The organism is Solidesulfovibrio fructosivorans JJ], assembly GCF_000179555.1.
Classification (GTDB): domain Bacteria; phylum Desulfobacterota; class Desulfovibrionia; order Desulfovibrionales; family Desulfovibrionaceae; genus Solidesulfovibrio; species Solidesulfovibrio fructosivorans.
Genome location: NZ_AECZ01000001.1, coordinates 285,272 through 308,945, shown reverse-complemented (window position 1 = coordinate 308,945; position 23,674 = coordinate 285,272). Strand labels below are relative to the sequence as shown.

Annotated in this window: 30 protein-coding genes; 16 read left to right on the top strand and 14 right to left on the bottom strand. The window is 63.5% G+C overall.

What is annotated here, in order from left to right; translation table 11 throughout:
• Positions 1-27: 27 nt before the first annotated feature.
• From DESFRDRAFT_RS01480 to DESFRDRAFT_RS01445, 8 genes are all read left to right on the top strand, one after another.
• The gene (locus DESFRDRAFT_RS01480; protein WP_005990413.1) at positions 28-321 is read left to right on the top strand and encodes a hypothetical protein; all 294 of its coding nucleotides are present in this window, start codon (positions 28-30) and stop codon (positions 319-321) included.
• 55 nt (positions 322-376) lie between these two features.
• Positions 377-580 (top strand): hypothetical protein, encoded by a 204-nt coding sequence (locus DESFRDRAFT_RS01475; protein ID WP_005990412.1) that lies wholly within the window; start codon positions 377-379, stop codon positions 578-580.
• A gap of 339 nt (positions 581-919) precedes the next feature.
• Complete coding sequence (locus tag DESFRDRAFT_RS01470) at positions 920-2,059, top strand: acyltransferase family protein (RefSeq protein WP_005990411.1); 1,140 nt, start codon at positions 920-922, stop codon at positions 2,057-2,059.
• A gap of 150 nt (positions 2,060-2,209) precedes the next feature.
• The gene (locus tag DESFRDRAFT_RS01465) at positions 2,210-2,578 is read left to right on the top strand and encodes a response regulator (RefSeq protein ID WP_005990410.1); all 369 of its coding nucleotides are present in this window, start codon (positions 2,210-2,212) and stop codon (positions 2,576-2,578) included.
• Positions 2,579-2,766: 188 nt separating this feature from the next.
• Entirely contained in the window at positions 2,767-3,528 is a 762-nt protein-coding gene (locus DESFRDRAFT_RS01460; protein ID WP_005990409.1) for an ABC transporter ATP-binding protein, read from the top strand.
• Between the two features lie 18 nt (positions 3,529-3,546).
• Positions 3,547-4,704, top strand: coding sequence for a SufB/SufD family protein (locus DESFRDRAFT_RS01455; protein WP_005990408.1), 1,158 nt, complete (start codon positions 3,547-3,549; stop codon positions 4,702-4,704).
• 325 nt (positions 4,705-5,029) lie between these two features.
• Complete coding sequence (locus DESFRDRAFT_RS01450) at positions 5,030-5,620, top strand: DUF2087 domain-containing protein (RefSeq protein ID WP_005990407.1); 591 nt, start codon at positions 5,030-5,032, stop codon at positions 5,618-5,620.
• On the top strand, positions 5,617-6,504 hold the full coding sequence (locus tag DESFRDRAFT_RS01445; RefSeq protein WP_005990405.1) for an alpha/beta fold hydrolase: 888 nt from the start codon (positions 5,617-5,619) through the stop codon (positions 6,502-6,504). The genes DESFRDRAFT_RS01450 and DESFRDRAFT_RS01445 overlap by 4 nt, the downstream gene beginning before the upstream one ends.
• A 184-nt stretch (positions 6,505-6,688) precedes the next feature.
• Here the strand turns inward: DESFRDRAFT_RS01445 and DESFRDRAFT_RS21725 are convergent, their stop codons facing one another.
• The 5 genes from DESFRDRAFT_RS21725 to DESFRDRAFT_RS01425 form a co-directional block, all read right to left on the bottom strand.
• Positions 6,689-6,919, bottom strand: a complete 231-nt coding sequence (locus DESFRDRAFT_RS21725; protein WP_005990403.1) for a hypothetical protein — start codon at positions 6,917-6,919, stop codon at positions 6,689-6,691.
• Between the two features lie 87 nt (positions 6,920-7,006).
• Complete coding sequence (locus DESFRDRAFT_RS01440; protein WP_005990402.1) at positions 7,007-7,498, bottom strand: hypothetical protein; 492 nt, start codon at positions 7,496-7,498, stop codon at positions 7,007-7,009.
• 94 nt (positions 7,499-7,592) lie between these two features.
• Entirely contained in the window at positions 7,593-8,426 is an 834-nt protein-coding gene (locus tag DESFRDRAFT_RS01435) for a J domain-containing protein (RefSeq protein ID WP_005990400.1), read from the bottom strand.
• Complete coding sequence (locus tag DESFRDRAFT_RS01430; protein ID WP_043793519.1) at positions 8,398-8,889, bottom strand: YkgJ family cysteine cluster protein; 492 nt, start codon at positions 8,887-8,889, stop codon at positions 8,398-8,400. Before DESFRDRAFT_RS01430 ends, DESFRDRAFT_RS01435 begins: the two co-directional genes overlap by 29 nt.
• 9 nt (positions 8,890-8,898) lie before the next feature.
• Positions 8,899-9,312 (bottom strand): CoA-binding protein, encoded by a 414-nt coding sequence (locus DESFRDRAFT_RS01425; protein WP_005990396.1) that lies wholly within the window; start codon positions 9,310-9,312, stop codon positions 8,899-8,901.
• 80 nt (positions 9,313-9,392) lie between these two features.
• Between DESFRDRAFT_RS01425 and mqnC the strand changes: the two genes are divergently transcribed.
• On the top strand, positions 9,393-10,436 hold the full coding sequence (gene mqnC, locus DESFRDRAFT_RS01420) for a cyclic dehypoxanthinyl futalosine synthase (RefSeq protein WP_005990393.1): 1,044 nt from the start codon (positions 9,393-9,395) through the stop codon (positions 10,434-10,436).
• Here mqnC and DESFRDRAFT_RS01415 read toward each other — a convergent pair.
• A complete protein-coding gene (locus DESFRDRAFT_RS01415) occupies positions 10,415-11,317 on the bottom strand; it encodes a DMT family transporter (protein ID WP_005990392.1) in 903 nt (300 codons plus the stop codon). The two genes, mqnC and DESFRDRAFT_RS01415, sit on opposite strands and share 22 nt — an antisense overlap.
• A gap of 127 nt (positions 11,318-11,444) precedes the next feature.
• Between DESFRDRAFT_RS01415 and DESFRDRAFT_RS01410 the strand changes: the two genes are divergently transcribed.
• Positions 11,445-12,665 (top strand): M24 family metallopeptidase, encoded by a 1,221-nt coding sequence (locus tag DESFRDRAFT_RS01410; RefSeq protein WP_005990390.1) that lies wholly within the window; start codon positions 11,445-11,447, stop codon positions 12,663-12,665.
• Positions 12,666-12,787: 122 nt separating this feature from the next.
• On the opposite strand, the gene DESFRDRAFT_RS01405 is transcribed toward DESFRDRAFT_RS01410, so the two are convergent.
• From DESFRDRAFT_RS01405 to DESFRDRAFT_RS01370, 8 genes are all read right to left on the bottom strand, one after another.
• Positions 12,788-13,384 (bottom strand): FmdE family protein, encoded by a 597-nt coding sequence (locus DESFRDRAFT_RS01405; RefSeq protein ID WP_233489534.1) that lies wholly within the window; start codon positions 13,382-13,384, stop codon positions 12,788-12,790.
• 40 nt (positions 13,385-13,424) lie between these two features.
• Positions 13,425-14,549, bottom strand: a complete 1,125-nt coding sequence (locus tag DESFRDRAFT_RS01400) for an iron ABC transporter substrate-binding protein (RefSeq protein ID WP_005990386.1) — start codon at positions 14,547-14,549, stop codon at positions 13,425-13,427.
• A gap of 24 nt (positions 14,550-14,573) precedes the next feature.
• A complete protein-coding gene (locus tag DESFRDRAFT_RS01395; RefSeq protein WP_005990385.1) occupies positions 14,574-15,344 on the bottom strand; it encodes an ABC transporter ATP-binding protein in 771 nt (256 codons plus the stop codon).
• Positions 15,341-16,438 (bottom strand): FecCD family ABC transporter permease, encoded by a 1,098-nt coding sequence (locus DESFRDRAFT_RS01390; protein WP_233489533.1) that lies wholly within the window; start codon positions 16,436-16,438, stop codon positions 15,341-15,343. Before DESFRDRAFT_RS01390 ends, DESFRDRAFT_RS01395 begins: the two co-directional genes overlap by 4 nt.
• A gap of 134 nt (positions 16,439-16,572) precedes the next feature.
• On the bottom strand, positions 16,573-17,763 hold the full coding sequence (locus DESFRDRAFT_RS01385; RefSeq protein ID WP_005990381.1) for a glycosyltransferase 87 family protein: 1,191 nt from the start codon (positions 17,761-17,763) through the stop codon (positions 16,573-16,575).
• Positions 17,764-17,817: 54 nt separating this feature from the next.
• Positions 17,818-18,216, bottom strand: a complete 399-nt coding sequence (locus tag DESFRDRAFT_RS01380; RefSeq protein ID WP_005990379.1) for a VOC family protein — start codon at positions 18,214-18,216, stop codon at positions 17,818-17,820.
• A 195-nt stretch (positions 18,217-18,411) separates the two neighbouring features.
• On the bottom strand, positions 18,412-18,882 hold the full coding sequence (locus DESFRDRAFT_RS01375; RefSeq protein ID WP_005990377.1) for a cytochrome c3 family protein: 471 nt from the start codon (positions 18,880-18,882) through the stop codon (positions 18,412-18,414).
• Positions 18,883-19,108: 226 nt separating this feature from the next.
• Positions 19,109-19,567, bottom strand: coding sequence for a CBS domain-containing protein (locus tag DESFRDRAFT_RS01370; protein WP_005990375.1), 459 nt, complete (start codon positions 19,565-19,567; stop codon positions 19,109-19,111).
• A gap of 147 nt (positions 19,568-19,714) precedes the next feature.
• Between DESFRDRAFT_RS01370 and DESFRDRAFT_RS01365 the strand changes: the two genes are divergently transcribed.
• The 6 genes from DESFRDRAFT_RS01365 to DESFRDRAFT_RS01340 all read left to right on the top strand — a co-directional run bounded on the left by DESFRDRAFT_RS01365 (position 19,715) and on the right by DESFRDRAFT_RS01340 (position 23,669).
• A complete protein-coding gene (locus tag DESFRDRAFT_RS01365; protein WP_005990373.1) occupies positions 19,715-20,374 on the top strand; it encodes a protein-L-isoaspartate(D-aspartate) O-methyltransferase in 660 nt (219 codons plus the stop codon).
• A gap of 17 nt (positions 20,375-20,391) precedes the next feature.
• Positions 20,392-21,276 (top strand): Mrp/NBP35 family ATP-binding protein, encoded by an 885-nt coding sequence (locus DESFRDRAFT_RS01360; protein WP_005990372.1) that lies wholly within the window; start codon positions 20,392-20,394, stop codon positions 21,274-21,276.
• A 143-nt stretch (positions 21,277-21,419) separates the two neighbouring features.
• Positions 21,420-21,977 carry a CDP-diacylglycerol--glycerol-3-phosphate 3-phosphatidyltransferase gene (gene pgsA, locus DESFRDRAFT_RS01355; RefSeq protein ID WP_005990370.1) on the top strand — a complete coding sequence of 186 codons (558 nt, stop codon included), beginning with the start codon at positions 21,420-21,422 and terminating at the stop codon, positions 21,975-21,977.
• 40 nt (positions 21,978-22,017) lie between these two features.
• Positions 22,018-22,371, top strand: coding sequence for a hypothetical protein (locus tag DESFRDRAFT_RS01350; protein WP_005990368.1), 354 nt, complete (start codon positions 22,018-22,020; stop codon positions 22,369-22,371).
• Position 22,372: 1 nt separating this feature from the next.
• Complete coding sequence (locus DESFRDRAFT_RS01345) at positions 22,373-22,699, top strand: FtsB family cell division protein (RefSeq protein WP_005990366.1); 327 nt, start codon at positions 22,373-22,375, stop codon at positions 22,697-22,699.
• Entirely contained in the window at positions 22,689-23,669 is a 981-nt protein-coding gene (locus DESFRDRAFT_RS01340) for a hypothetical protein (protein ID WP_005990364.1), read from the top strand. The genes DESFRDRAFT_RS01345 and DESFRDRAFT_RS01340 overlap by 11 nt, the downstream gene beginning before the upstream one ends.
• Positions 23,670-23,674: the final 5 nt, after the last annotated feature.

The window sequence follows — 23,674 nt, the reverse complement described above, 5'->3', positions numbered from 1 at the left end:
GCCCCGACGGGTGGCCAGGGGGGGAACATGGAAAGCATCATGGCGTGTTTGCCCGACATGTTTCAAAGCCGGATCGAAGACCTGGTCAATGCCCAGAGCACGGACGAGGAAATGACGGCCCACATGAAGGAGCTTGTCTGCCGCATCCGCGAACTGGAAGCCCTGGCCGGCGGCAGCGCGGATGACCAGGTGCGCCAGCTCGGCGAGGACATCCAGCGCCTGTGCGACCGCATCCGTCGGGACTTCGTGGCCATGGCCTACCGCCAGGGATTCGTCGACGGGACGCGCTTCAAGCAGGTCGCCGACGACCGGGAGGCATGATTTCCAACCCGTATTGCCGGCCATCCCGCCGCCGGCGCCTCGAAAAGCAACCGCTATGCCGCACAAGGATATTCAGGACGTCGCCCACTGCGTCTACATGATTGATCTGGCCCTGCGGGAAATCATGAACTCGCCGCATATCGCCAACAAGGCTTTCGCCACCCAGTGCATCATTGAAAGCTTTGTGCGCATTCTCCGCGAGGAAGGCTATACCCTCACGGAAAACCGCCTCAAAAAGATGCTTGCCTACGCCCATTAGGCCTACGCGTCCGGCGTATTCCAAAGGGCCAGCCCTCTCTGCCCGGAAATTTCCGTACCTGTGACGTGCCTGAGGGCGCCGCTGGACAATGTTTGGCGCGCCCGATAGGAGCTTCTTTTTTTGCAAAGCGGCAAGGATGGGTGCGGAGACGCCACAGCGCACGGGGCGACCGCTTTCGACCTGCCCGGCGGCACCCGGGAAAGCGCCTCCACGGCCCGGTTCGCCTGGGCTTCTTCCAGAAAACACGCGCGCGGTCGCCGGTTGGCGATCCCGAATCATGCCCACCGGTCGCGGCGGTGACAGGCCGCGCCCGCATCCGTCGCTGACAGGGAGTTTTTCGTGAGTACAGCCGTCAAACCCGCCTGGATGCTCGGGCCGGTCCGGGAGCCCCTTGCCCCGGAGGTTTCCAAACGCATTGATGTCCTGCGCATCTTGCTCATGTTTCTGATCGTCCTCAACCATGGAGCCAAGGGCGTGACCGTGCGCATTGGCGACCCCGGGCCGCTCACGACCCTGATGGTGACGCTTTTCAACGACCATATCATCCTGGTGACGGTTCCGCTTTTTTTCGCCATTTCCGGATTCTTGTTCCTGCGCAAATTCGAGTTGTCCCTGGCCGCCTACGGCGAGATGCTGCGCAAGAAATTCTTCTCACTGTTCATTCCCTATGTGCTGTTCAATATCTGGATTGTCGCCTGGTTTTACTTCGTGGGCAGCATCGAGACGATGGGCTCCTGGAACTACTTTGTTGCGCACGGCCTTTGGGCCAAGATATTCGGCGTCGGCGGTTATGCCACCCCCGTTAACTATCCGTTGTGGTTTTTGCGCGACCTGATGCTGGTCTTCGTCCTGTCGCCCGTCCTGCTCCTGTTTCTCAAGGAAGCCCCGGGGGTGGGGCTTGTCACCCTCTTTGTCCTCTGGACCGGCCTTGACCACGATCCGTACTCGTACCACAGCTACTTCTTCATGTTCTATCTCGGCGGCTTTGTGGCCCGTTCCCGTCTGTCCCTGTCCGGCCGGTCCTGGTGGCAGCGCTTTGGGGCGCTTGTTTTCGTCGTCCTGACCGTCGTGCTGGTCGCCCATGTTTCGTTCGGTTTCAAGGCTGATGCGGTATGGCGGTTTCTTTTCAAATGCTACCTCATGATCGGGTTGGCCTTTTTCTGGTATGTCTCGTCGTTTCCCCGCATCCGGGACAGCGCCATGCTGCACCGCATGGCCCGGTTCAGTTTTTTCATTTATCTGGCCCATGAGCCCACGGTTTCCATTTTTCAGACAAGGCTCCTTTCCGTGTGGGTACCCGCTAGCGATGTGCAGCAAACCATGTTTTACTTTATCACGGGAGTGGCCGTGACCTTCTTTTTATGGGGCGTGGGCGAAGTCTTTTCCCGGTTTCTGCCGCGCGTGTACGCGGTGGTCACTGGGGCCCGCCTGCCCAAGCGGAAACCGCTGCCGGCACCCTTGGCTGCTCAGGCTCGTTAAACGATTTTCCTGTTTTACGGGAAAACAGGATGCGCGGACAGTGATCGCTAGCCGCATGCGGCCTGAAATCCTTGAAGAAAAGTGATGGAATTTCTCCAAGTTCCACGGCACGGAAGATGCTTGCCGTTACGGAGGGAGGAATCACGGCCTATGTTGCGTATCCTGCTTGCCGAGGATGATGCCAACCATGCCACGCTGGCCCGCCAGGCCCTGGAGGAAGAGGGACATCTTGTCACGACCGTCCCCGACGGCCGCGTCGCCCTGGATACCATCGCCAAAGAGCCCTTTGACCTTATTTTGCTCGACATGCGCCTGCCACGGGTGGACGGCCGCGAATTCATCGGCCTAGTGCGGGCCGATAAAACCCGTCTGGCCGATATTCCCATCGTGGTCCTGACCGGCTACGGCCTGCGCCAGCACATGGACTTCTTCAAGCGCTTCGGCGTGCGCGATTATCTGGCCAAACCCTACGACTGCGACGAGCTCGCAACCATCATCCGTTCCTACGACCATCGCTAGCCAAGCCTTCGCCGCACAACCGCGCGCATGCCGTTGTTGTGCCCGGGCGCTTTTTGCTGGCCGGCAAAGGCCATTTCTCCCGCGTCGTATCTCCGGCTTCCCTACCGGGGCAGTGGACTTTCCCCGGCTTTTTCCGTAGACCGCTTGAGCGACAATCACGCCATTTGGCGGCAACAAGCGAGGAAAGCATGCTTCGCATAGAAGACCTGCATGTGAAAATCGGCGAGCGGGAAGTGCTCGCGGGCATCAATCTGCACATCGCCGAAAACGAGACGTTCATCCTGTTCGGCCCCAACGGCTCGGGCAAGACCACGCTGCTCATGACGCTCATGGGCTTTGGCAACTACGAAATCACCAAGGGCCGCATCCTTTTTCGCGGCCACGACATCACCCACGCGCCCATCTACGAGCGGGCGCGGCTCGGCATCGGCATGTCCTTCCAGCGGCCGCCGACCATCCACGGCCTAAAAACGCGCCATCTGGTCACCATGTGCGCCCGGGGCGGCGCAATCGACGTGGAAGGGCTGGCCAAGAAGGTCAACATGGACAGCTTTCTCGACCGCGACATCAATGCCGGCTTTTCCGGCGGCGAGATCAAGCGGTCGGAACTGCTCCAGCTCATGGCCCAAAAGCCGTATCTGCTGCTTTTCGACGAACCGGAATCGGGCGTGGACCTGGAAAACATGAAGCTCATCGGCTCGACGGTGCGCGATGTGCTCACCGGCGGCATCGAGCCCAGGCCCGAGACCAGCATGAAGCAGCAGCGGGTGACCAAGCGCCCCGTTTCCGGGCTCATCATCACCCACACCGGCTACATTCTCGAATACGTCAACGCCGACCGGGGGCAGGTGCTTTACAACGGCCACCTGTGCTGCGAGGCAAACCCGCGCGACATCCTCGACCACATCAGCCAGTACGGCTACCAGGAATGCGTGCGCTGCCTCAATTAGCCCAAGGAGCCTTGCGTTATGGAAAAGATCGATCTGCATGACTTTCGGTTCAGTGGTTCCACATTGGGCGAGATCCCCGACCTGCGCACCCTCGATCCGGCGGACAAGGCCGAGATGCTCATGTCCGGCGTGGATGTCGAAGAACGCCAGCGCGCCGGCACCTACCTGCAGGTGGACCACGGCAGCGTCCACTGCAAGAGCTTGCAGCCGGGCGTGGAAATCCTCGACATCAAGGAAGCCCTGAAGAAATACGACGGCCTGCCCGGCCATTTCTGGACCCAGGTGGACAAGGACAAGGATGAGTTCACCCGGGCCGCGGCCGAAAATCTGCACGGCGGTTATTTCGTGCGCACCGAAAAGGGCGCCAAGATCACCGAGCCCGTGCAGTCCTGCCTGTTCCTCAAGTCCGACATGGTCGGCCAGAACGTCCACAACGTGGTTATCGTTGAGGACGATTCCGAGCTGCACATCATCACCGGCTGCTCGGTGGCCCATGACTCCAAGGGCGCGGCCCACCTCGGCATTTCGGAATTCTTCGTGGGCAAGAACGCCAAGCTGACCTTCACCATGATCCACAACTGGGCCGATTCCACAGTGGTGCGGCCCCGTACCGGCGGCGTGGTGGAGGAGGGCGGGGCGTTTATAAACAACTACGTGCTGCTCAAGCCCGTCAAGGATCTGCAATCCTACCCGGCCATCCGCTTGAACGGCCGGGGGGCGGTGGCGCGGTTCAATTCCGTCATCGTCGCGCCCAAGGGGTCCTACGTCGACTCCGGCAGCCGCATTGAACTCAACGCTCCGGACACCCGGGGCGAGGTCATCGCTCGCACCATCGCCTCGGGCGGCACCATCGTGTCGCGCGGGTTCATCGGCGGCAACTCCGTGCCGGCCAAGGGCCATCTCGAGTGCAAGGGCCTCATCCTGGGCGGCGGCGTCATCCATGCCGTGCCGGAACTGATGGGCACCATGGACGGCGTGGAGCTGTCCCACGAGGCGGCCGTGGGCAAGATCGACCAGGAAGAGATCGAATACCTCATGGCCCGGGGCCTGGACGAGGACGAGGCGACCTCCACCATCGTGCGCGGCTTCCTCAACGTGGACATCATGGGCCTGCCCAAGGAACTCCACGACGTCATCGAAAAGACCATCGCGGAGTCCCAAAAGGACATGTTCTAGCAAAAGAAATATCTTCCCCAAAACTTCTACAATATTGCCCCCATAGCAGGTAAAAGTTTTGGGGAGGGGAGAGCGCGAGAGGGGGACCTTTTTTTCAAAAAGGGTCCCCCTCTCGCATTTCTTTTCCCCCGCCGCCCTTGCCATACGCGGCCGGACGGGGTAAGGGGCGGCTGCGGTCGGCAGTTCACCCAGGCGTCGCCGCCCCGTACGGGGAGCTAAACCTGCCATTTCCTCTTTCCGCGCTGACACCTTATCCGTGCCGCGTCGGAAGCCGGCGACCACCGACATCCCTTTTACGGACAGGCACGCTTGATAAGGATAAGCGATGTCCAGGACCGCCTTGCCCCTGGCTGTCGGCGACATAGCGGCCTTTGCCCGCGTGTTGCGCGCCAGAATCATGGAAAACGAGACCGCGCCGAGCCATCTGGAGCTGCTCAACTGGTTGGCCCGGGCCGCGGGCTACAAGAACTTCCAGCACTTCCGGGCGACCGCCGCGCCCAAGGCCGTGCCGGCTCCCGCGCCGCGCGCACCGGCCCCCGAACCGATGGACGAGAACCGGCTCAAACGTCTTGTCCGTCTCTATGACGCCGACGGGCGGCTGGCGCGTTGGCCGTCCAAACGCGGCATGCAGCTGACCTGCCTGTGGACGATGTGGGCCGTCTTGCCGCCCAGGCGGGATTTCGACGAGCCGACCGTCACCGGGCTTTTGGGCGCGGCGCACGGGTTCGGCGATCCGGTGCTGTTGCGCCGTGAGCTGTGCGACATGGGGCTTCTCTGGCGCACGCCCGACTGCCGGGTCTACCGGCGTATCGAACGCCGTCCTCCGCCCGAGGCACTGGAACTCCTCCACCGGGTGCGCGGCGGACGGACAGGCTCGCGGCCGGGAGACGCCTCGGTTGCCGGGGGTGCGTCATGAAGACCGCGCCCTCTCCCTGGATCATGCCCGAACTGCCGCAACCGACCATCGCCGCCACGCGTCGCGGGCCGGTGGAATACGCAACCTTCGGCCAGGGCCCGGCGGTCCTGGCCTTGCACGGGGCCATGGGCGGCTACGACCAGTCGGCGCTGCTCGCCCTGGCTGCCGGACCGTCCGGTTCCCGCACGATTGCCGTCTCCCGGCCGGGGTATCTGGGAACGCCGCTCGGGGAGCATGGCGCTCCCGAGGCGCAAGCCGACCTGTGCCTGGCCCTGCTCGACGCCCTCGGTATCGAAACGGCGGCGGTCATGGCCATCTCCGGGGGCGGTCCCTGCGCACTCCAGTTTGCCCTGCGCCATCCCGGACGGTGCCGGGGGCTGATCCTTGTTTCGACCTGCGCCGGCATCGTCGAGACGCCGATCCCCTTTACCTTTCGGGTGATGCTGCGCGTGGCCGGCTGGCCGATTTGCGGCGCGCTGTTGCGCGCCGGGAAGCCCGATGTGCGCCGGGCGGCCCGGCGAAGCGTGCGCGATCAGGCTCTTTGTAAGCGCATGCTGGCCGATCCGCACACCGCCGGATTGTTTGCGTCCCTGGTCGCCAGCACGGCCGACCGGTTGGGCCGGCGCGCCGCCGGCACGCGAAACGATATCGCGGTGACGCGCAACACGCGCTACCGGCTTGAGGACATTGCCGCGCCGACGCTCGTCATCCACGGCACGAACGATCCCCATCTGCCTTACGCGCAACACGGGAAGCAGCTCGCCGCCCGCATTCCCCAGGCGCGTTTGGTCACCGCCGAAGGCGGGGAACACGCCTGCCTGTTCACCCACCGGGATATGATCCGCACGGAAGTGGCGTCGTTTCTGGCGACGCTACCAGCCTGAGCGCAGCGCAACCGCTTAAGCAAATCGCCCGGGATCGGCTTTTTCCACCGATCCCGGGCGGTGTTAAGGTGCCTGGAGCCTTTCTCGCTTGAAAGCACTCGCAAGAAGCATGCTTGTACAACCCCACCTGTCTATGGTGCAAACTATTGCGCCAGATTCATATATGGTAACTACTTAATATCTCTTAAAGAGTTTTTCCGAATTCCACTCCAGCCAAAAATACCACCAATTCTTCAAGGTTATGAAAGGTCCATGCCCGTTCGTCCCTGCTGGCAATCATGACCATTCGATTAGTTTTTTTATCTTTTGTTACTTCATAAGTGATGTTCAAGCTCTCCAATTCATGAACCGGTAATGGAGGCGGTTTACGCTCAAGCAACCACGGGAAAGGGTTGTCGGGCTCTTCTTTTTTCATGGTGCTTCTCCTAAATTTTGAAAGATAGGTAGGTGAACTCCATGAAGATGTTATCAGACACATTGGCAGTCGTCCAACCTCGCCTTCTTATTTTTTGAGCTCGAAATAATCCGCCCGGTCGATGCCGGGAAAATCGTAAAGCACGGGCGTGCAGGTCCCCTGACGGATGATGCGAAGCCGGCAGGGGAAGACCTTTCCCGCTGTGATGCCGTATTTTTGCAGGAACCTGGAGCCGGGGGCCATGCCATTGACGAGCGTCAGCGTATGCGTCCGGCCGGGAGTATAGAGCGGTTCCCCGGCAATCGGCGTGTCCGGGGTAAACGTGTAGGTGATGTCGAAACCGGGGTAGGGTGTGGGGATGCCGCCGCCGGTGACCGGAGTTTTCGGCTGCGGGGTCACGGCGACGATGACCGCCTTACCGGGAAAGTCCGCATAGGTGCAAGGACCGCCGACGCGGGTGGCGGCAACGCCAGCCAGGGCAATTGTCGGTTCGAAACACGAGGCGGCGAGCCAGGCGAAGGTTAGGGTAAAAGCCAAGGCTAGAGTCGGGATGACCAGGGTGGCAGGTGTCCGCGCCATTGTCCCCCCCTTTGAAAGTTTTTGAAAGGGGTCCCGGGGGAAACTTTTTTCAAAAAGTTTCCCCCGGGCCGCCGGAGGCTCCCAACTCCACCTCCTATTTGGCCAGCAGCCGCAGGTACAGGTCGCCGCGCATGGGGCCGATGCGCCGGCCCATGCCTTTGAGCCGTATGGGGCGGCCGACCACGAAATCCGGGGGCAGGGTCACTTCCACCATGGTCGGCTTGCTGTTGCCCAGGCCGTGTCGGATGCCCACCCGGATGCGTGTGCCGGGAAAAAGGCTTGTCGTCGGCAGATGGATGGTCTGTTCGTCGTCGAGCTGCTTTTGAAAGTATCCCTTGAGGGAATCCCAAAAACCTTTGGTAATATCAAGTGATAGCGCCTTCTCGCCCCAGTGGAAAGAGACTTTGCGCGGTCCCTTGGCCGTGACCGGACCGCTGGCGGCGGCGGACTTGTTGCGCACCTGCTGGTAGATGTCCTGGAACACCTGCCGGGCGAAGGGGTCCTTGAGCAGGTCCTGGAGCACTTCCTCGCGTCGGAAGTAGAACCCGGCGTCGGCGTTTTGCTTGGACGCCTGGGTATAGGCGGCCTTGGCCTGGCGCTGGCGGTGAGCCTGGCCGGGCCCCGGACCGGCGGTCGGACGAGGGCCGGCGCTTGTCCTGGTCGTGGTCTTTCGCCCGGGCTTGGAGCCTGGAGAGGCCTGGGGACCGGGTTCGTTGTCCTTGTTGGCGTGAAAATGGCGCAGCAGCAGGTAGGCTTCGTTTAGCCGCTGGAATTTCCGCTTGGCGCCGGGGTCGTCGGGATGCAGGTCGGGATGCAGGGAAAACGCCAGTTTGCGATAGGCGGATTTGACGGCTTCAAGTTCATCCGAACTCGAAACGCCAAGCAGGGCGCGCGCTTCATCAAGACGCATCGCATCCGCAGGGGCCATGCTCCGTCTCCTCGGCTGGCTGTGGCGGCATGACGGCCAGGGCTTCGGGCGCGCCCACGCCCTGGACACGGGCCAAGCCGTGGCGGCGCAGGTACTCCATGCCCTGGCGGGCGAATTCCGCGTGATCAACTTCGGTATTTATGCCCGGGCAATCCTCGGCGGCCATGGCATGGCTGGCGGCGTCGATGATGTTGCCTCGGAAATAGGGCCAGGCCCGGCATACGTCGGGACGGGCCGGATGCACCGAGCAGCCCTCGTTGTAAAAGATGCAGTAACCATCCGCGCCCGTGGCCAGACGGTCCTTGCCGCCGACATGCTCGGCGAAACGCGCCAGCATTGCCTCCGGTGTGAGCCCCAGATGTTCGGCCAGACGCGTGATGTCGCTAAGGGACAGCATGATGCCGCCCACTCCCTGGCAACAATGGCCGCAACGGCGGCAGGTAAAGGCGACGACTTGCGGCATTGCGACTTTCTACCCCCAAAGACGACGGTGTTCAACCATGATGCAACGATCTTCCACCACGACCACGCCGTTTGGCTCCAAAAGCGTCCTGGCTTCGGGACTGGCGATGCCGGATTGCATCCAAAAGCAACGCGGCCGATGCGTCAGGGCCAGCGTTTCGGCGGCATGGGCCGGACAATGTTGCGCCGCCCGAAACAGGTTGACGATATCCACCGGGATATCGATGTCGGCCAGGGTTTTGCGGGCGGGCAGCCCCCAGACCGTGTTTCTGGCCGGGTGCACCGGGATGACGGTAAAGCCCGCCTCGAGCAGATAGCGCCCGACCATGTCCACTTCGGTGCCGGGGCGGTCCTTGGCCCCGAGAAGGGCGATGGTCGCGCCCGGGGCGAGAAGTTTTTGAAGCGTCGCATCGGCGTACAGCACTGCCTGCCTCCGAGAGGTTTTCGTTTGCCGGAAAAAGGTGTATCCGCTTGGCGGCATTCATGCCCGGAGGTTTCGCGCGCATGTCCGTTTCCGCCATCGATCGTATAAGCATCGACGAGGCCCGGGCCTTGTGGGAGGACGCCAACGTCTTCGCGCTGGGCAAAATAGCCCACGCCGCAAGGCTTACCCTGCATCCCGAGCCGATCGTCACCTACATCGTCGACCGCAACATCAACTATACCAACATCTGCGCCTGCGGCTGCCGCTTTTGCGCCTTTTTCCGCCCGCCCGGACACGCGGAAGGCTACGTCCTTTCGCGGGAGGAGCTTGCGGCCAAGGTGGGCGAAACCGTGGCCCTCGGCGGCTGGCAGATCCTGCTCCAGGGCGGCATGCATCCGGACCTGCATCTGGATTTCTACACCGGCATGCTGGCCTTTTTGCGCGACCGCTTCCCGGAAGTGGCCGTGCACGGCTTCTCGCCGCCGGAGATCGTCTTTCTGGCCAAAATGGAAGGGCTCTCCATAGCCGAGGTGCTTTCCGAACTCAAGGCGGCCGGACTGGCCTCGCTGCCCGGCGGCGGCGCGGAAATCCTCTCCGACCCCATCCGGGGAAGCGTTTCGCCCAACAAGTGCCCGGCCGACGACTGGATCGAGGTCATGCGCCAGGCCCACGGTTTGGGACTTCGCACCACGGCCACCATGGTCATCGGCCTTGGCGAGACCATCGACCACCGCCTGGAGCACCTGTCGCGCATCCGCGACCTGCAGGACGAAACCGGCGGATTCACGGCCTTTATCCCCTGGACCTTCCAGCCCGGCAACACGGGGCTGACCGTGCCCGAGGCCTCGTCCTGGGAATACCTGCGCTGGCTGGCCCTTTCGCGGCTTTTTCTCGACAACGTGCCCAATGTCCAGGCCTCCTGGGTGACCCAGGGCCCCATGGTCGGCCAGATGGCGCTTTTTTTCGGGGCCAACGACCTTGGCTCGACCATGATCGAGGAAAACGTGGTGGCCGCGGCCGGGGTCCATTTCCGCATGGAGGAAGACGAGCTGCGCCGGCTGGCCATCTCGGCCGGATTTACGCCTGTGCGGCGCAATATGGACTATTCCCGGCGCGAGGATTGATCATCCCGGCCGGGGCGGGCGCTTAAGGCCACGCCGCCAAGGGCCAGTCCGCCGCCGACCCACTGGGTCGGGGTAAGTTTTTCGTCCAGCATGAAATAGGACAGCAGGCAGGCGAAGACCGGAATGAGGTTGAGAAACGCCGCCGCCTTGCTGGCCGGGGCGAGGCTCACGCCGTAGTTGTACAGCCCGTAGGCCACGAAGGTGACGCCAAGCCCCAGAAAGACCACGGCCAGGGTCGGCCCCGGTTCGATGCGCTCCGGAAAAGGCACGAAGAAAAGCACGGGCGTGAAAAAAACCGTTCCGGTAAAGGCCTGCATGGCCGTGAGGTAAAGCGGCCTGTGCCGGGCGGCCAAGCGTCTGGCCGTGACGATGTAGCCCACGGCGCAACACATGGCGATAAATTCCAGGAAGTTGCCGAGCACGGGCCGGGGCGCGTCCCCGGTCGCCCCGCCGGAAGCGCTCATGACCACCACCCCGACCACCGCCAGCAGCAGTCCGAAGGCAGCTTTTTTCTCAAGCTTTTCTTTAAGGAATAACGCGGCGGCGAGAACGGTCAAAAGCGGCAGCATGGCCGTGACCATGGCCGCCTGCGAGGCTTGGGTGAGCGTGAGCGCCTTGGCCTCGAACACGAAATACAGGCACGGTTCGCAAAGGGCCATGAAGATGAGCCCCGGCCAGTCGCCCTTGGCCGCGCCGAACCCGCCCATGCGCCGCCACATGAGCCCGAAGACCAGCGAGGCCAGGGCCATGCGGCAAAAGACCACCAGAAGCGGCGCGTAGCCGCGCATGGCGATCTTCATGGCGATAAACGAGCCGCCCCAGAGGAGCGTGCCCGCGGTGAGGGCGAGAGCGGCTCGCCAGGACACTCTATCGTTTGCCATGCACCTATCCGAAAGACGGTTGTGCGGCGCGTTACAGCTTTGACCGACAATCAGTCGTATCCGGGCGTCGCGCCGGAGCGCCGCTATACCGTGTCGGGTCGGAAAAGAAAACACAAGGGGAGTCGTGATGTTTGAAGCCCTGGAACGTTTGCCCGAAGAGGAAATGGCCGACCGCCTGGCCAAGTGCCGGGCCGCTTTGGCCAAGGTCGCGCCCGAAGCCGGCGGACTGCTCGTCTTCTCGAGGCTCGCCATCTATTATCTGACCGGAACCTGGGCCAACGGCGTGCTGTGGCTGCCGGCCAGCGGCAAGCCGGTCTTGGCCTGCCGCAAGGGCAAGGAACGGGCGCTGCTCGAAAGCCCGCTGCAAACCATCGTCGGCTTTCGCTCCTACGGCGACCTGATGCCGCTTTGCGAAAAAGCCGGCAGCCCCATAACGTCCATTTGCGCCGCGGAGCAGTCGGGACTGTCCTGGAATCTGGCCGCGCTTTTATCCTCGCGGCTCCCCGGCGTCAGCTTCGTGCCGGGCGACGCGGCCCTGGCCATGGCCCAGGCGCAAAAATCGGCCTGGGAGCTCGCCAAAATCCGCCTGTGCGGCGCGCGCCACGCCGAAGGGCTCATGGAGCGCCTGCCGGCCGTAATCCAGCCGGGCATGAGCGAGCGCGAGATCACCCGCAAATGCTGGGACGTCTTTTTCGACCTCGGCCACCAGGGGCAGCTTCGCATGACAAATGGCGACGAAATCTTCCTCGGCCATATCGCGGCCGGGGACAGCGGTAACTATCCGAGCGTCTTCAACGGCCCGGTGGGACTTCGCGGCGAGCATCCGGCCTTGCCTTTTTCCGGCTACGCCGGCGCTGTTTGGAAAAAGGGCGGCGTGCTCACCATCGACAACGGTTTTACCATCGAAGGCTACGTCACGGACAAGACGCAGGTCTATTTCGCCGGCAAGGCCTCCGCCATCCCGGACAGCGTGCGGCGCGGCCACGACCTGTGCATGCGGGTCCAGCAGGCCGTGGCAAAGCGGCTTACGCCCGGCGCGAAGCCGAGCGAGCTCTACGCCTTGGCCCTGTCCATCGTCGCCGAAGCCGGCATGGACGTAGGGTTTATGGGGCTTGACGGAAACAAGGTGCGCTTCCTGGGACACGGCATAGGGCTTGCCATCGATGCCTGGCCGGTGATCGCCAAGGGTTTCGACGAGCCTCTCGAAGCGGGCATGACCCTGGCCCTCGAACCCAAGTTCGGCATCCCCGACATCGGCATGGTCGGGGTGGAGAACACCTTCGAGGTGACCGAGCAGGGCGGCAAATGCCTGACCGGCGACAGGTACGACATCATTTGCGTCGAGTAGGGGAGGGAAGAAGCTGGGGGAAACTTTGTCTTACGAAAAGTTTCCCCCAGGCCCCCTTCAAAAGACATCTATTGGAACGAGTTGGCTGTTGGGGGATACGTTGAGAGGGAAGAGGGCGCCGGTCAGATTTTCTGCTCCACGGCCATAAAGCAGGGAATGCACAGGGTCTTGCCGGCAAAACGCCGGGTGCGCGACTCCATCACGGATTCGCCGCAGGCCTCGCAGACGAGGCTCGACAGGATGGCCGCCCGTCTGGGGGCCACCCGGGCCGGTTCGGTGCGCGTGAAAAAGGTTTCGGGATCGCTTTCGAGAATCCGTTTGGCGCACCGTATGGCGAGCGCCGGCAGTTCGGCCTTGGCCCCGGCATTTTGGGGGTCGGTGTTGAGGATCTCGCGCACGGCCGCGAACTCCGGGTCCACCAGCTTGTGCAGGTCCGGCCGGGCAAGCAAACGCACGGCAACGCCGTCGCGACGGCGGTGGAAGGTGAAGGCGTTTTTGCCGTAATCGCGGTGGATCAGGTTGCCCTTGCCGTAGGTGCAGCCCATAAGCGCCTGGATGGCGTCCACGGCGCACATGTCCGTCTCGACCACGGCCACCACGTCCTCGTCGCCGTCATGGCCGCATACGGCGAGGCCAATGCGCGCCGCCTGGATGCCGATGGCCAGCCCCGGACACATATGCCCGTGGTAATCCACCGCCCGCGTCGTCAAGGTAGCCACATCATCTCTTGCTCTTTCCGTTTCCATGTCTGTCCCCACATTACGGCTGGGTATTTTTGAAAAATGCCGGCTTTTGGCCAAGCGGCCCGAAATCGTGGGCCATTTGCGCGTAGACGGGCTTGCCCAGCAGAAACCGGTAGATTTCGTCGGCCTTGGCCGCTGGATCGATATCGGCGAACGCCTGCGGATAGAGGATTTTCCCGGCCGCATAGGCGTCGACCACGATGGTGTCCAAGTTGGTCAGGTAGTTGGTGAAGGGGTAGAGCACGTAGACCCTGCCGTCCTTCACCGCGCGAAGAGCCCCGACGAATTCGGGTTGCTGCGTGAATTCGTCGGCCACCAGCGCCAGGCCGGCGGCGTCGACGAAAAGGACATCCGGGTTGAAGGCCAGGAGCTGTTCCTTGTCGATGAAGGCATGGCCGTCTTTCGTGACGCGGCCGGCCAGATTGTCGGCCGATAGCCACTCCAGGGGGGCATACGGGTTGTCGGTGCTGGTAAGCCCATGGGTGCCGCGAAGACCGGTGCCGCCGACGTAAACCGTAGGCTTGACGTAACCCGGCGCGGCTTGCCCCTTTTTCGCCCGGGCGCGCACATCGGCCTCGGCCCTTTTCATGAAATCCGCCACCGCCGCTGCCCGGTCCGGACAGCCCAGGATGTTTCCGGCCAGGGCCAGGCTGTCGAACACCTTGTAATCGTAGCGGGCGAACTGGCCGTAGCTCAAAACCACCACGGGAATGCGCAGCTTGGCCTGCATGGCCTCGGCCACGGCCGCGTCCATGGCTGTCACGAAGATGACTTGCGGCGCGACGGCCAGTACGGCTTCGAGGTCCGGCTCCTGGTTGATGCTTTTGGGGCCGCCCGGACCGATGACCGGGAGCTTTATGAACTCCGGATGGGCCAGGCTGTATGGCCGGCCGGTCCGCTTGTCCTTTTCGAAGCGCTCGACGCCGACCACCCGATTTGTGGCGTCGAGATAGGCGATGAGCCGTAGGCAGCCCGGCCCGAGGCAGATGATGCGCCGGGGATTGTCCGGCACCGTGACCTGGCGTCCGGCGGCGTCGGTCACCTGCCGCGTCCCTGCGGGCGTGTCCGCCGCGGCCGGAGCTGTGGCGGTCATGAGGACAAGGGCGCAACACAGGAAAAAAACGCGATACGGATGCGGCATGGCGGCTTCCTTTTGGGGCAAGGGTTAGGCGGCGTCGGCAACGCCCAGGGGCGCGGCCACGGGATGGCCGCCCACCTCGCCGAAGGCCACGTCCACGCCGTAGACCGCGCGCACGATCTCGGGCGTCAGTCCCTTGGCGTCGACACGGGCCAGGACCGCGCCCCTGGAAAGCAGCACGAAGTCGTCGGCGAAGCGCATGGCCTGGGACAGGTCGTGGAGCACGGCGGCGGCGGCGACGCCCTGGCCGGTCACGGCCTGCCGGACGATGGCGAAGACCTCGAGCATGTTCTTGAGATCCAGGCTGGCCGTGGGTTCGTCCAAAAGCAGCACGTCCGGCTCCTGGACCAACGCCCGGGCAATGGCGGTTTTTTGCATCTCGCCGCCGGAGAGCGCGTCGAGGCGGCGAAAGGCCAGGGCGGAAAGGCCGAGCCGCGTGAGTACGCCTTCCACGATGCCCATGTCCCGCCGGGACGGGCGAAGCCCCATGTGGGGACGGCGGCCGAGCAGTACGGCCTCGAACACGGTCATGCCTTCGGCCTGCTGGGACTGGGGCACGTAGGCGATGCGCCGGGCCGCGTCGCGCCGGGACAATTCGCCGAGTTTTTTCTCGCCGAGCGCGACACCGCCGCGCTGGGGCCGGATCAGGCCGCCCAGGCATTTGAGCAGGGTGGATTTACCGGCACCGTTGACGCCGAGAATGGCGGTGACGCGCCCGGGCTCAAGCCGCAAGCTCACATCCGTAAGCACGGCCGCGCCGTTGTAGGCAAAGGAAAGATTTCGCGCCGACAGGCTCATGTCCGGCTCCCTCCGCGCAGCAAGAGAAAAAGGAAAAGCGGCGCGCCCATAAAGGATGTGAGCACGCCCACGGGCAACGCGCCCGTCCCGGCCAGCAGCCGGCCGGCCGTATCGGCCCCGAGCAAAAGGAGCGCGCCCCAAAGCCCGGCATGGATGGCCAGCGGGCCATGATCGCAGCCCACCGAACGTCTGGCGATGTGCGGGGCGAGCAGTCCCAGAAAGGCGATCACGCCGCATACGGCCACCACCACCCCGGAACAAAGAGCGGCCAGCCCCATGCCGACAAGGCGCAGGCACTTGGTGTTGACGCCCACGCTCTTGGCCACGTCGTCGCCGGCGAGCAGGGCGTTTAAGTCCTGGCGGGCATAGAGACAAAAACCGCCGGTGGCGGCGGCGACGAGGCCCATGACGACAATTTGCGCGTCCCGCGCCCGGGACACGTCCCCGAAGGTCCAGAAGACGATGGCCGCGAGTTGCAGTTCGTCGGCATAGAACTGGATGAGGATGGTGCCGGCGGTGAAAAGCGAGGAGAGCGCCACGCCGCACAAGATGATCGCCTGGGGCCCGAGCCGCTTGACCAGGGCAAGCCCGGTCACCAGCGCCGTGGTGCCGATGGCCCCGGCAAAAGCGCACAGGGACATGGTGAACACGCCGCCGATCCGAGCGAATTCGGCGCTCGACGTGGCCAGGGCGTTGCCGGAAAACGCCCCGGCCCCCAGGAACACGATGCCGCAGGCCGCGCCGAAAGCCGCGCCGTGGCTGATGCCGAGGGTAAAGGGCGAGGCGAGCGGGTTGGAAAGCAGGCTTTGGGTCAAAACGCCCGAAACGGCCAGGCCGAAGCCGCCGGCGATGGCGGCCAGGATGCGCGGCAGCCGGATACCCGTGACCACCACCGCGCCCGGTCCCTGCCGGGTGCCGGCCAGGGCGGCTAAGATGTCGGACAGGCCGAGGTCGTAGCTGCCAGCGGCCAGGGCATAGAGGGCAAGGGCGACAAGGGCGGCGCACAGGGCGAACGCCTTGGCCTGCTTGGCTTTCTGGCGGGCCAGGTGCCCGCCGGCCAGGGACGTCGTGGGGGCCATGCAGGAAGACGGCATGGAGAGTGCGTATTACGAAATTAAATATTTTACAACATCAAGAAAATTATTCATTATTTTCTACCCATTCAATCTGAAAAACGTACGATCCATCACCGTAAAACGAGTATTGAGAGAAAAGCGATGCGCAATGGTCAGGTCGCACGACGGGGGGCGGTGTGCCGTATGGCCACCTCCATGAGGATGAATACGGCCAGGGCGGCTGGGAAAAGGGGGCTCAGGCCCAGGAGTCCCGCGCCGAGCTGCGCCAACCCGGCCAGCCACAGTCCGAAGACAAGAGCCGGGCCATGGGGGAATCGGGCATCGAGCAGGGCGAGTCCCGGCAGGATAAGCAGCCCCGTGTCGTAGAAATAGGCGTGGGGCGCAAGCAAAACGAGTCCGGTTACGGCCAGACCGAGCAGGGAAAAGGGGATGTCCCGGCCGCGCCTGCGCCAAAAGGCCCGGCCAAGGATGGCCGTCACGACCAGCGACAGGCAGAGGCCGACGGCCAAGGCGGCGCGCGGACTGCCGGCGAGCAAATGGCGACTGACGCCAAGCAGACTGACCGCCTTGTCGCCTTCCAGGGCGAGGGAGGTGGCGACCACCCACTTGGCATGCCCCAGCCAGGCGGTCGGCCAAGTCGGGCCGCAAAGGACGGTGGCGACAAGGCCCAGCCCGGCCAGGCCGAGAATGCCCGCCCCCGCCATGCGCCAACGGCCGGCCAGAAGGAAGAGTCCAAGCAGGGCCAGGCCGAATTGGGGCTTGAAACAGAGAAGCGCCAGACAAAGCCCGGCCAAAAGCGTCCGCCCCCGTCGTTCCAGGCTCCAGGCGGCCACGCACAGGGCAAGGGTCAACGGCGTGTTCTGGCCGCCGAGCAGGGCCCGCAGCATAGGGTAAAAAAGGACGGCGGCGCAGAAAACGGCCGGGACATAGGGCTTGGCCCAAGCCATCTCGCGGCAGGCCAGCCATAGCGCGCCGTACAGGAGCGCCGCCATGACGGCCAGATGCAGGGCGTAGGCGAGCCGGTAGGGCAGGGCGGCGAGCAGGGCGAAGGGCAGGGCAAAGGGGGGCGGATAGGCAAAGGGCACATAGGCCCCGCCGCTTGAAAGCATGAGGTCGACCTGGGCCGCCCGCTGGACGGCCGGGTCGTAGAGGCGTCGGGCATCACCCGAGCGCACGATGCGGCCGGCGGCGTAAAATTCGGCGAAATCCCCGCCCAGACGGCCCGAAACCACGCCCGCCCCGGAACCGCTCACAAGCGCCGCCCCGACGGCAAGGGCCAAGGCAAAAAGGAGCAACCGCGGGTAAACCCGAAGCCGCCAGGGCGTCAGCAGCGCATTTTTCACCGATAAAATCCGGTCCGACCGCGATGCCGCGGCGCTCCGTTTCGTCGTGCCGGCCTACATGGGGTCCATTTTGAAGGTGATCAGCGACAGAAAAGCGCCCTGGGGGTCGCCGATCACGCAAAAGCGCCCGACGCCCGGGATGTCGGTCGGCTCCTTATAGACGGTGCCGCCAAGCTCCACGGTTTTTTTCGCCGCCGCGTCCACGTCGTCCACGGAAACGTACGAGCCCCACACCGGCGGCATTTTCGCCGCTTCCGGCGGTATGGACATGATGCCGCCGACCGCCGCGTCCCCAACCTTGACGATGGTGTAGGTCATGCCCATTTCGGGCATGGGCTTGTCCTCGCTGGTCCAACCGAGCAACTTGCCATAAAAGGCCTTGGCCCCCTCCACATCGGTGGTCATCAGCTCGTTCCAGCTGAAAACGCCCTGCTTGGTGAAGTCCTCTCCCATGATCGCACCTCCCGTTCTTTCGGGATGACCGCCAATCGGCTTCCCCGCATGGTTTCCCTACGAAAAAGGGGGCGGACTGGCAACAAGGCGGGGCAGCGCCAAAGCGCGATCCTCTCGGGCCGGATGTCGCATCGCCCATAAAAAAAGCCCCCGCAAAAGCGGGGGCTTTGTCGGCGGAGCCTTGTGAACCCTGCGTTACTTCTGGGCGACGTGGTGGCAGCCGTTGTTGGAGCAGGGGGACACGGGAAGGGGCTTTTGGCCCTTTTCCTTGCGGGCGATGTTGGTCTTCATGTGGCAGCCGAGGCAGCTGTTGGCGGCATCCTTGTCATGGAAGGCGCGGAAGTAGGACATCGGGTCCTGACGTTCCTTGAGATTGTCGTGGCAACCTTCGGTGTTGCAGCCTTCGATCTTGCTTTTGCCGTCCCACATGTGGTGGCAGGTGACGCAGGGAATGTTGGCGTGCTGACCGTGGGAAAAACTGACGGGCGCAAAGCTGGTCTTCAGCACCCCGGCCGGGCGCTTGAAGGTCAATTCCAGAGGATAACAGACCGTGGACTTGGCGTCGACGATCGCACTGAATTTGCCGCCCTCGCTGTAGGCCGCCGAGGCCAGCGCCAGGGTGAACACGAAAAGGACCAATATGGAAAACATGACCTTGGAACGCATCCAACTCCCTCCTTAAAAACTCCAACAAACGGTGAATGGACCTTGCCGCTGCGAATACACAGGCGGCCGTCGCAGGCGTGAACCCCGCCGCCGTAATTCAAGTAAAAAGCGTAAAATTTCACAAATCGGAAGTCAACAGATTTTCCGAAAAAAGCGTTGTCCCAACGCGGATGCGCCGGTCCGGCCGGAGGACGCCAGAGCACGCTTTTCCGGCCCGCGAATAGGATTATTCCGCGGGCTCTTCTTCCTCGAATTTTTCGCTGGCTTCCAGGGCGTCCATGAGGTCGAGGCTCAAGCGGATGAAGTCCGAGGCGGTGATGATGCCGACCAGCTTGCCGGTCTCGACGATGGGAAGGCAGCCGTATTTCTGGGTCAGCAGCACCTCGGCCGCCTGGCGCAGGGGGAGTTCCGGCGTGGCCATGGCCACGTCGGCGCGCATGACCTCGGCGATGGGGATGCCGTCGTAGATTTCGTCTTCGGTGGCTTTGTCGATTTCGGCCAGGCGGGACACCGAGGCGGCCAGCATGTCGCGGTGGGTCAACAGGCCGACGAAGGCGCCGGCGGCGTCGATGACGGGGAGATGGCGGATGCGGGCCTCTTCCATGGTCTTTTTGGCCGCAAGCAGGCTGTCGGTATCGCGCAGGGCAATGAGGTCCTCGGTCATGAGGTCGCGGGTGAGCAGCATGGAATCCTCCTTGTCTGCCGGAGATGGCATTGCCGCCTTGCCCTGTCAAGCCGGGCCGCGTTGACTTGAGGCGGAAATTCTGTTTTCCAAATAGGATCGCGCCGGCGCGCGGAAAGGCCTGGCATCGGTTCGGGCAGAGGGCGGAGGATGAACGGGGCGGAGCCGACAATCGATTTGAAGCGCAATCGGGACCGCATGGTCCGGGACCAGATCGCGGCCCGGGGCGTGTCCGATCCCGAAGTGCTGCGGGCCATGCGCAAGGTGCCCCGGCACTTGTTCGTGGAAGAGGCGCTCATCCCCCAGGCCTACGAGGACCATCCCCTGCCGCTCGGCCATGGCCAGACCATCTCCCAGCCCTATGTCGTCGCCTGGATGACGGAGCTGCTGGAGGTGAAACCCGGACTCCGCGTGCTGGAGATCGGCACGGGCTCGGGGTATCAGGCCGCGGTCCTGGCGGAGATGGGCGCCTACGTGTTCACCGTGGAGCGGGTGCGTCCCCTCCAGGCGGCCGCCCGCAGGCGTCTGGAGGGCCTGCGCTACCTCAAGGTGTGCTTCAAGCTCGACGACGGCACGTTGGGCTGGCCCGATGCGGCCCCGTTCGACCGCATCCTGGTCACGGCCGGCGGCCCCAAGGTGCCGGAGCCGCTCATCGAACAGCTCGCCGATCCGGGCCGCATGGTCATTCCCGTGGGCGAAACCAGGCGCAGCCAGCGGCTGCACGTGGTGCGCAAGGAAAACGGCCGGGTCGTGGCCCGCAGGCTCGGCGAGGTGACGTTCGTGGACCTCGTCGGGGCTCACGGCTGGTAGCCGCAAGGAGGTTGCGCATGGCGCAAGGAAGTTCCGGCATGTCCTCTTTCGGCAAGTCCGAAACTTCGGGACGTGACGCCGCCCGCGAGGGACGCATCGGCGAGGCCCTGGCCAAGATCCGCTACAAGCTTTTCGTCATGAGCGGCAAAGGCGGCGTGGGCAAGAGTTCCGTGGCCGTCAACGTGGCCTGCGCCCTGGCCGACGCCGGGGCCCGGGTAGGGCTTTTGGACGTGGACCTCCACGGCCCGAACGTCACCCGCATGCTGGGCCTTTCCGGGGCCATGGAAGCCCGGGGCGCGGCGGCCATCTCCCCAAAGCGCCTGGGCGACAACCTGCTCGTGGTTTCCATGCAGTCCCTGCTCACCGATCCGGACCAGGCGGTGCTGTGGCGCGGTCCCATGAAGACCACCGCCATCCGCCAGTTCATCGCCGATGTCGACTGGGGCGAGCTCGACTACTTGGTCATCGATTCCCCGCCCGGGACCGGCGACGAGCATCTGGCGGTACTCAAGACCGTGCGCGACGCCCTGTGCGTACTGGTGACCACTCCCCAGGAAATCTCCCTGGACGACGTGCGCAAGACCGTTAATTTCCTGCAGTACGCCAACGCCAATATCCTCGGCGTGGTGGAAAACATGAGCGGGCTGGTCTGCCCGTATTGCCACAAGGAAATCGAGCTTTTCAAAAAGGGCGGGGGCGAGGCCTTGGCCAAAGCCTACGGCCTGGAATTTCTCGGGGCCGTGCCTCTCGATCCGGCCACGGTGGTGGCCGGGGACCTGGGCCGGCCGGTGGTGCGCCTGGAAGAGGACTGCCCGGCCAAGCTGGCGCTTACGGCCCTGGCCCGGTCCATCGCCGCCGCCTGCGGCGCCAGCCTCGAGGCCGCCGCGTCGCCCTGTATCTGACGGACCGGCCTGTTCTCGATGCCGCGAGCGCAAGGCCGCGACGCCCGCGCCGGACCCGATGTATGGTCCCAAGACTTTACGCCGGGCGACGATTGCTTTATTTGCCTGCGAGCCGTCCTTTTTAACCCCAAAGGCCAATCCCCATGTTCAATCTTGCCAACAACCTGACCCTCGCCCGCATTGCGGCTGTGCCCATCCTCGTGATTCTCCTGTATTTTCCAGGGAGAATCACCTGTCTTGTGGCCCTGCTTTTCTTTATTGCCGCCTCGGTGACCGACATCATGGACGGCATGGTGGCCAGGCATCGCAATCTCGTGACCACCTTCGGCAAATTCCTCGACCCGTTGGCGGACAAGCTGCTCGTGAGCTCCCTGCTCATCATGCTGACGAAGCTCGGCTGGGTGGAAGCCTGGGTCGCGGTCATCATCATCGGCCGGGAAATCGCCGTCACCGGGCTCCGGGCCATGGCCATCGACCACGGCGTGGTCATCGCGGCCGACCGTTTCGGCAAGCTCAAGACCATTTTGCAAATGCTGGCCCTGTGCCCGCTGGTGCTGCACTACCCCTGGTTCGGCTTCGATCCCGTGCCGCTCGGCAATATTCTTTTGTATCTGGCCGTGGTATTGACCCTTGTATCCGGGGGCAATTACTTTTATGGATTCGGGAAAAAAGTGATCTGGGCCAAGGATGCTTCCCATTAGACGCCGGCCCGCCTGGACGGAAAAAGCAAGTACGACACTCATGAAAGCCAAAAACATATCCAAGCTGGCCAGACGCCGGGTCCGCGTGGCGCGACCGGGCGGTCGGGGCGGGCGCAACGCCCACCGCCGCGACGAGAACCTCTCGGCCCGCATCGAGAATTGCCTGCATACCATTTTGGAGCTCGAGCCTGATCTGGAGCGCCTCCAGTTCGGCCATTATCTGCTGCGCGACTTCAATATCCTCAAGATGTTCCTTTCCCACGTTGAAGAAATCGAGGTACAGGAGCAGGACGTGGCCCGCATCGAGGCGGCCACCGAGAACTTCCTGAAGGAACTCAAGGAACCATTGGAGCAAAACGAGTACAAACGTTCAAAAAAGTACGTCGTGCAATGATATGATCTGGCGACGGTTCCTGCTGACGGGCCTTATATTCTTCAATATTTTTCTGCTCTATAATCTCATATGGAGCGATAACGGTATTTTTGCCTATCTGGAACTCAAGGCCCGTCATCAACAACTCAAGGAACGTCTGGAAACCATTAACGACCATTCCCTGGACCTCAGCCAGGAAATCCGCTGGCTCAAGACGGATCGCGCTTTTACCGAAAAAATGGCCCGATCCCAGATGAACTACCTCAAGGGAAACGAAATCCTCTATCAATTTCCCAAAGACACCCCCGCACCCGCGCAACAGGAGGGGCAGAGGGCCGATGGTCAATAAAATCGATTTTTATCGGGAAGTGTTGGAGATCGAACCCAATTCCAAGATCTTCTTTCCCCTGGCCCGCAAGCTGGCCGAGCAGGGGGAAACCACCGAGGCGGCCGCCGTGCTGGCCAAGGGCATCACCTTTCATCCCGATCATCTCGAGGCCAAATTTTTCCTGATCGAACTGCTCACCGGCCTTGGCCGGCAGGGGGAGGCGGATGCCGTCTTTGCCGATGTCGGCAAGATGCTCTCCAACTATCCCTCGGTCTGGCTGCTGTGGTCCCGCGAAGCCGCCGCCCGGGCCAAGGACCCCTCTTTGGCCATGCTCTTTCTGGCCAACTATTTCCAAAACCAGACACTTACCTGGGCCGAGGTCATGGAGCGGGGGCTCAAAAGCCTGCGCCGCGATTCGCCCGGGGAGACGCCCGGACAGGCCCCGGAGGGGGCCGCGACCGCGGCGCAACCCGTGGTGACGCCTGAGCCCGAGCCGGTCATGGAAACCCGGGAACCGGTCCCGGCTGTGGAGCCCCAGGAGGACGCGCCCGCCCCCCCGGCGGCCGAACAAAAGCCCGCCGAAGCCGATGACGACGCCCCGCAATTGCGTGGGGCAAAGGAAGTGATGGAGCTGGCCGGAATTTTGGAACCGCCCGCGGAAGCCGGCGACAAGGGCAGGGCGCGTGCCGGCAAGGGCCGCGAAGCCGCCGTGTGCACCAAGAGTATGGCCGCCGTGTTGGCCGAGCAGGGCGACATCTCCGGAGCGCTCGGCATCTACGAGGAATTGCTCGACTCGGCTCCTTCCGAAACCGAACGCCAGGATATCGAGGCCCGCATGGCGGCGCTTTCCCCCGGGAAGGGGGGGGCGACGCCCGAGGTCCCGTCGGCGTCCGATGCCGCCGACGCGGCCGGCAAGCCCAAAAGCGCGGCCAAGCTCGTAAGCTTCCTGGAGGCCCTGGCCGGACGCCTGGACGCCCGGGCCGATAACTGACGCCG

Excerpts from the sequence above, each read along its gene's own strand:
- DESFRDRAFT_RS01480 (WP_005990413.1), top strand. The coding sequence starts at position 28 with ATGGAAAGCATCATGGCGTGTTTGCCCGACATGTTTCAAAGCCGGATC.
- DESFRDRAFT_RS01475 (WP_005990412.1), top strand. The coding sequence starts at position 377 with ATGCCGCACAAGGATATTCAGGACGTCGCCCACTGCGTCTACATGATT.
- DESFRDRAFT_RS01465 (WP_005990410.1), top strand. The coding sequence starts at position 2,210 with ATGTTGCGTATCCTGCTTGCCGAGGATGATGCCAACCATGCCACGCTG.
- DESFRDRAFT_RS01460 (WP_005990409.1), top strand. The coding sequence starts at position 2,767 with ATGCTTCGCATAGAAGACCTGCATGTGAAAATCGGCGAGCGGGAAGTG.
- DESFRDRAFT_RS01455 (WP_005990408.1), top strand. The coding sequence starts at position 3,547 with ATGGAAAAGATCGATCTGCATGACTTTCGGTTCAGTGGTTCCACATTG.
- DESFRDRAFT_RS01450 (WP_005990407.1), top strand. The coding sequence starts at position 5,030 with ATGTCCAGGACCGCCTTGCCCCTGGCTGTCGGCGACATAGCGGCCTTT.
- DESFRDRAFT_RS01445 (WP_005990405.1), top strand. The coding sequence starts at position 5,617 with ATGAAGACCGCGCCCTCTCCCTGGATCATGCCCGAACTGCCGCAACCG.
- DESFRDRAFT_RS21725 (WP_005990403.1), bottom strand. The coding sequence starts at position 6,919 with ATGAAAAAAGAAGAGCCCGACAACCCTTTCCCGTGGTTGCTTGAGCGT.
- DESFRDRAFT_RS01440 (WP_005990402.1), bottom strand. The coding sequence starts at position 7,498 with ATGGCGCGGACACCTGCCACCCTGGTCATCCCGACTCTAGCCTTGGCT.
- DESFRDRAFT_RS01435 (WP_005990400.1), bottom strand. The coding sequence starts at position 8,426 with ATGGCCCCTGCGGATGCGATGCGTCTTGATGAAGCGCGCGCCCTGCTT.
- DESFRDRAFT_RS01430 (WP_043793519.1), bottom strand. The coding sequence starts at position 8,889 with ATGCCGCAAGTCGTCGCCTTTACCTGCCGCCGTTGCGGCCATTGTTGC.
- mqnC (WP_005990393.1), top strand. The coding sequence starts at position 9,393 with ATGTCCGTTTCCGCCATCGATCGTATAAGCATCGACGAGGCCCGGGCC.
- DESFRDRAFT_RS01415 (WP_005990392.1), bottom strand. The coding sequence starts at position 11,317 with ATGGCAAACGATAGAGTGTCCTGGCGAGCCGCTCTCGCCCTCACCGCG.
- DESFRDRAFT_RS01410 (WP_005990390.1), top strand. The coding sequence starts at position 11,445 with ATGTTTGAAGCCCTGGAACGTTTGCCCGAAGAGGAAATGGCCGACCGC.
- DESFRDRAFT_RS01400 (WP_005990386.1), bottom strand. The coding sequence starts at position 14,549 with ATGCCGCATCCGTATCGCGTTTTTTTCCTGTGTTGCGCCCTTGTCCTC.
- DESFRDRAFT_RS01395 (WP_005990385.1), bottom strand. The coding sequence starts at position 15,344 with ATGAGCCTGTCGGCGCGAAATCTTTCCTTTGCCTACAACGGCGCGGCC.
- DESFRDRAFT_RS01390 (WP_233489533.1), bottom strand. The coding sequence starts at position 16,438 with ATGCCGTCTTCCTGCATGGCCCCCACGACGTCCCTGGCCGGCGGGCAC.
- DESFRDRAFT_RS01380 (WP_005990379.1), bottom strand. The coding sequence starts at position 18,216 with ATGGGAGAGGACTTCACCAAGCAGGGCGTTTTCAGCTGGAACGAGCTG.
- DESFRDRAFT_RS01375 (WP_005990377.1), bottom strand. The coding sequence starts at position 18,882 with ATGCGTTCCAAGGTCATGTTTTCCATATTGGTCCTTTTCGTGTTCACC.
- DESFRDRAFT_RS01370 (WP_005990375.1), bottom strand. The coding sequence starts at position 19,567 with ATGCTGCTCACCCGCGACCTCATGACCGAGGACCTCATTGCCCTGCGC.
- DESFRDRAFT_RS01365 (WP_005990373.1), top strand. The coding sequence starts at position 19,715 with ATGAACGGGGCGGAGCCGACAATCGATTTGAAGCGCAATCGGGACCGC.
- DESFRDRAFT_RS01360 (WP_005990372.1), top strand. The coding sequence starts at position 20,392 with ATGGCGCAAGGAAGTTCCGGCATGTCCTCTTTCGGCAAGTCCGAAACT.
- pgsA (WP_005990370.1), top strand. The coding sequence starts at position 21,420 with ATGTTCAATCTTGCCAACAACCTGACCCTCGCCCGCATTGCGGCTGTG.
- DESFRDRAFT_RS01350 (WP_005990368.1), top strand. The coding sequence starts at position 22,018 with ATGAAAGCCAAAAACATATCCAAGCTGGCCAGACGCCGGGTCCGCGTG.
- DESFRDRAFT_RS01345 (WP_005990366.1), top strand. The coding sequence starts at position 22,373 with ATGATCTGGCGACGGTTCCTGCTGACGGGCCTTATATTCTTCAATATT.
- DESFRDRAFT_RS01340 (WP_005990364.1), top strand. The coding sequence starts at position 22,689 with ATGGTCAATAAAATCGATTTTTATCGGGAAGTGTTGGAGATCGAACCC.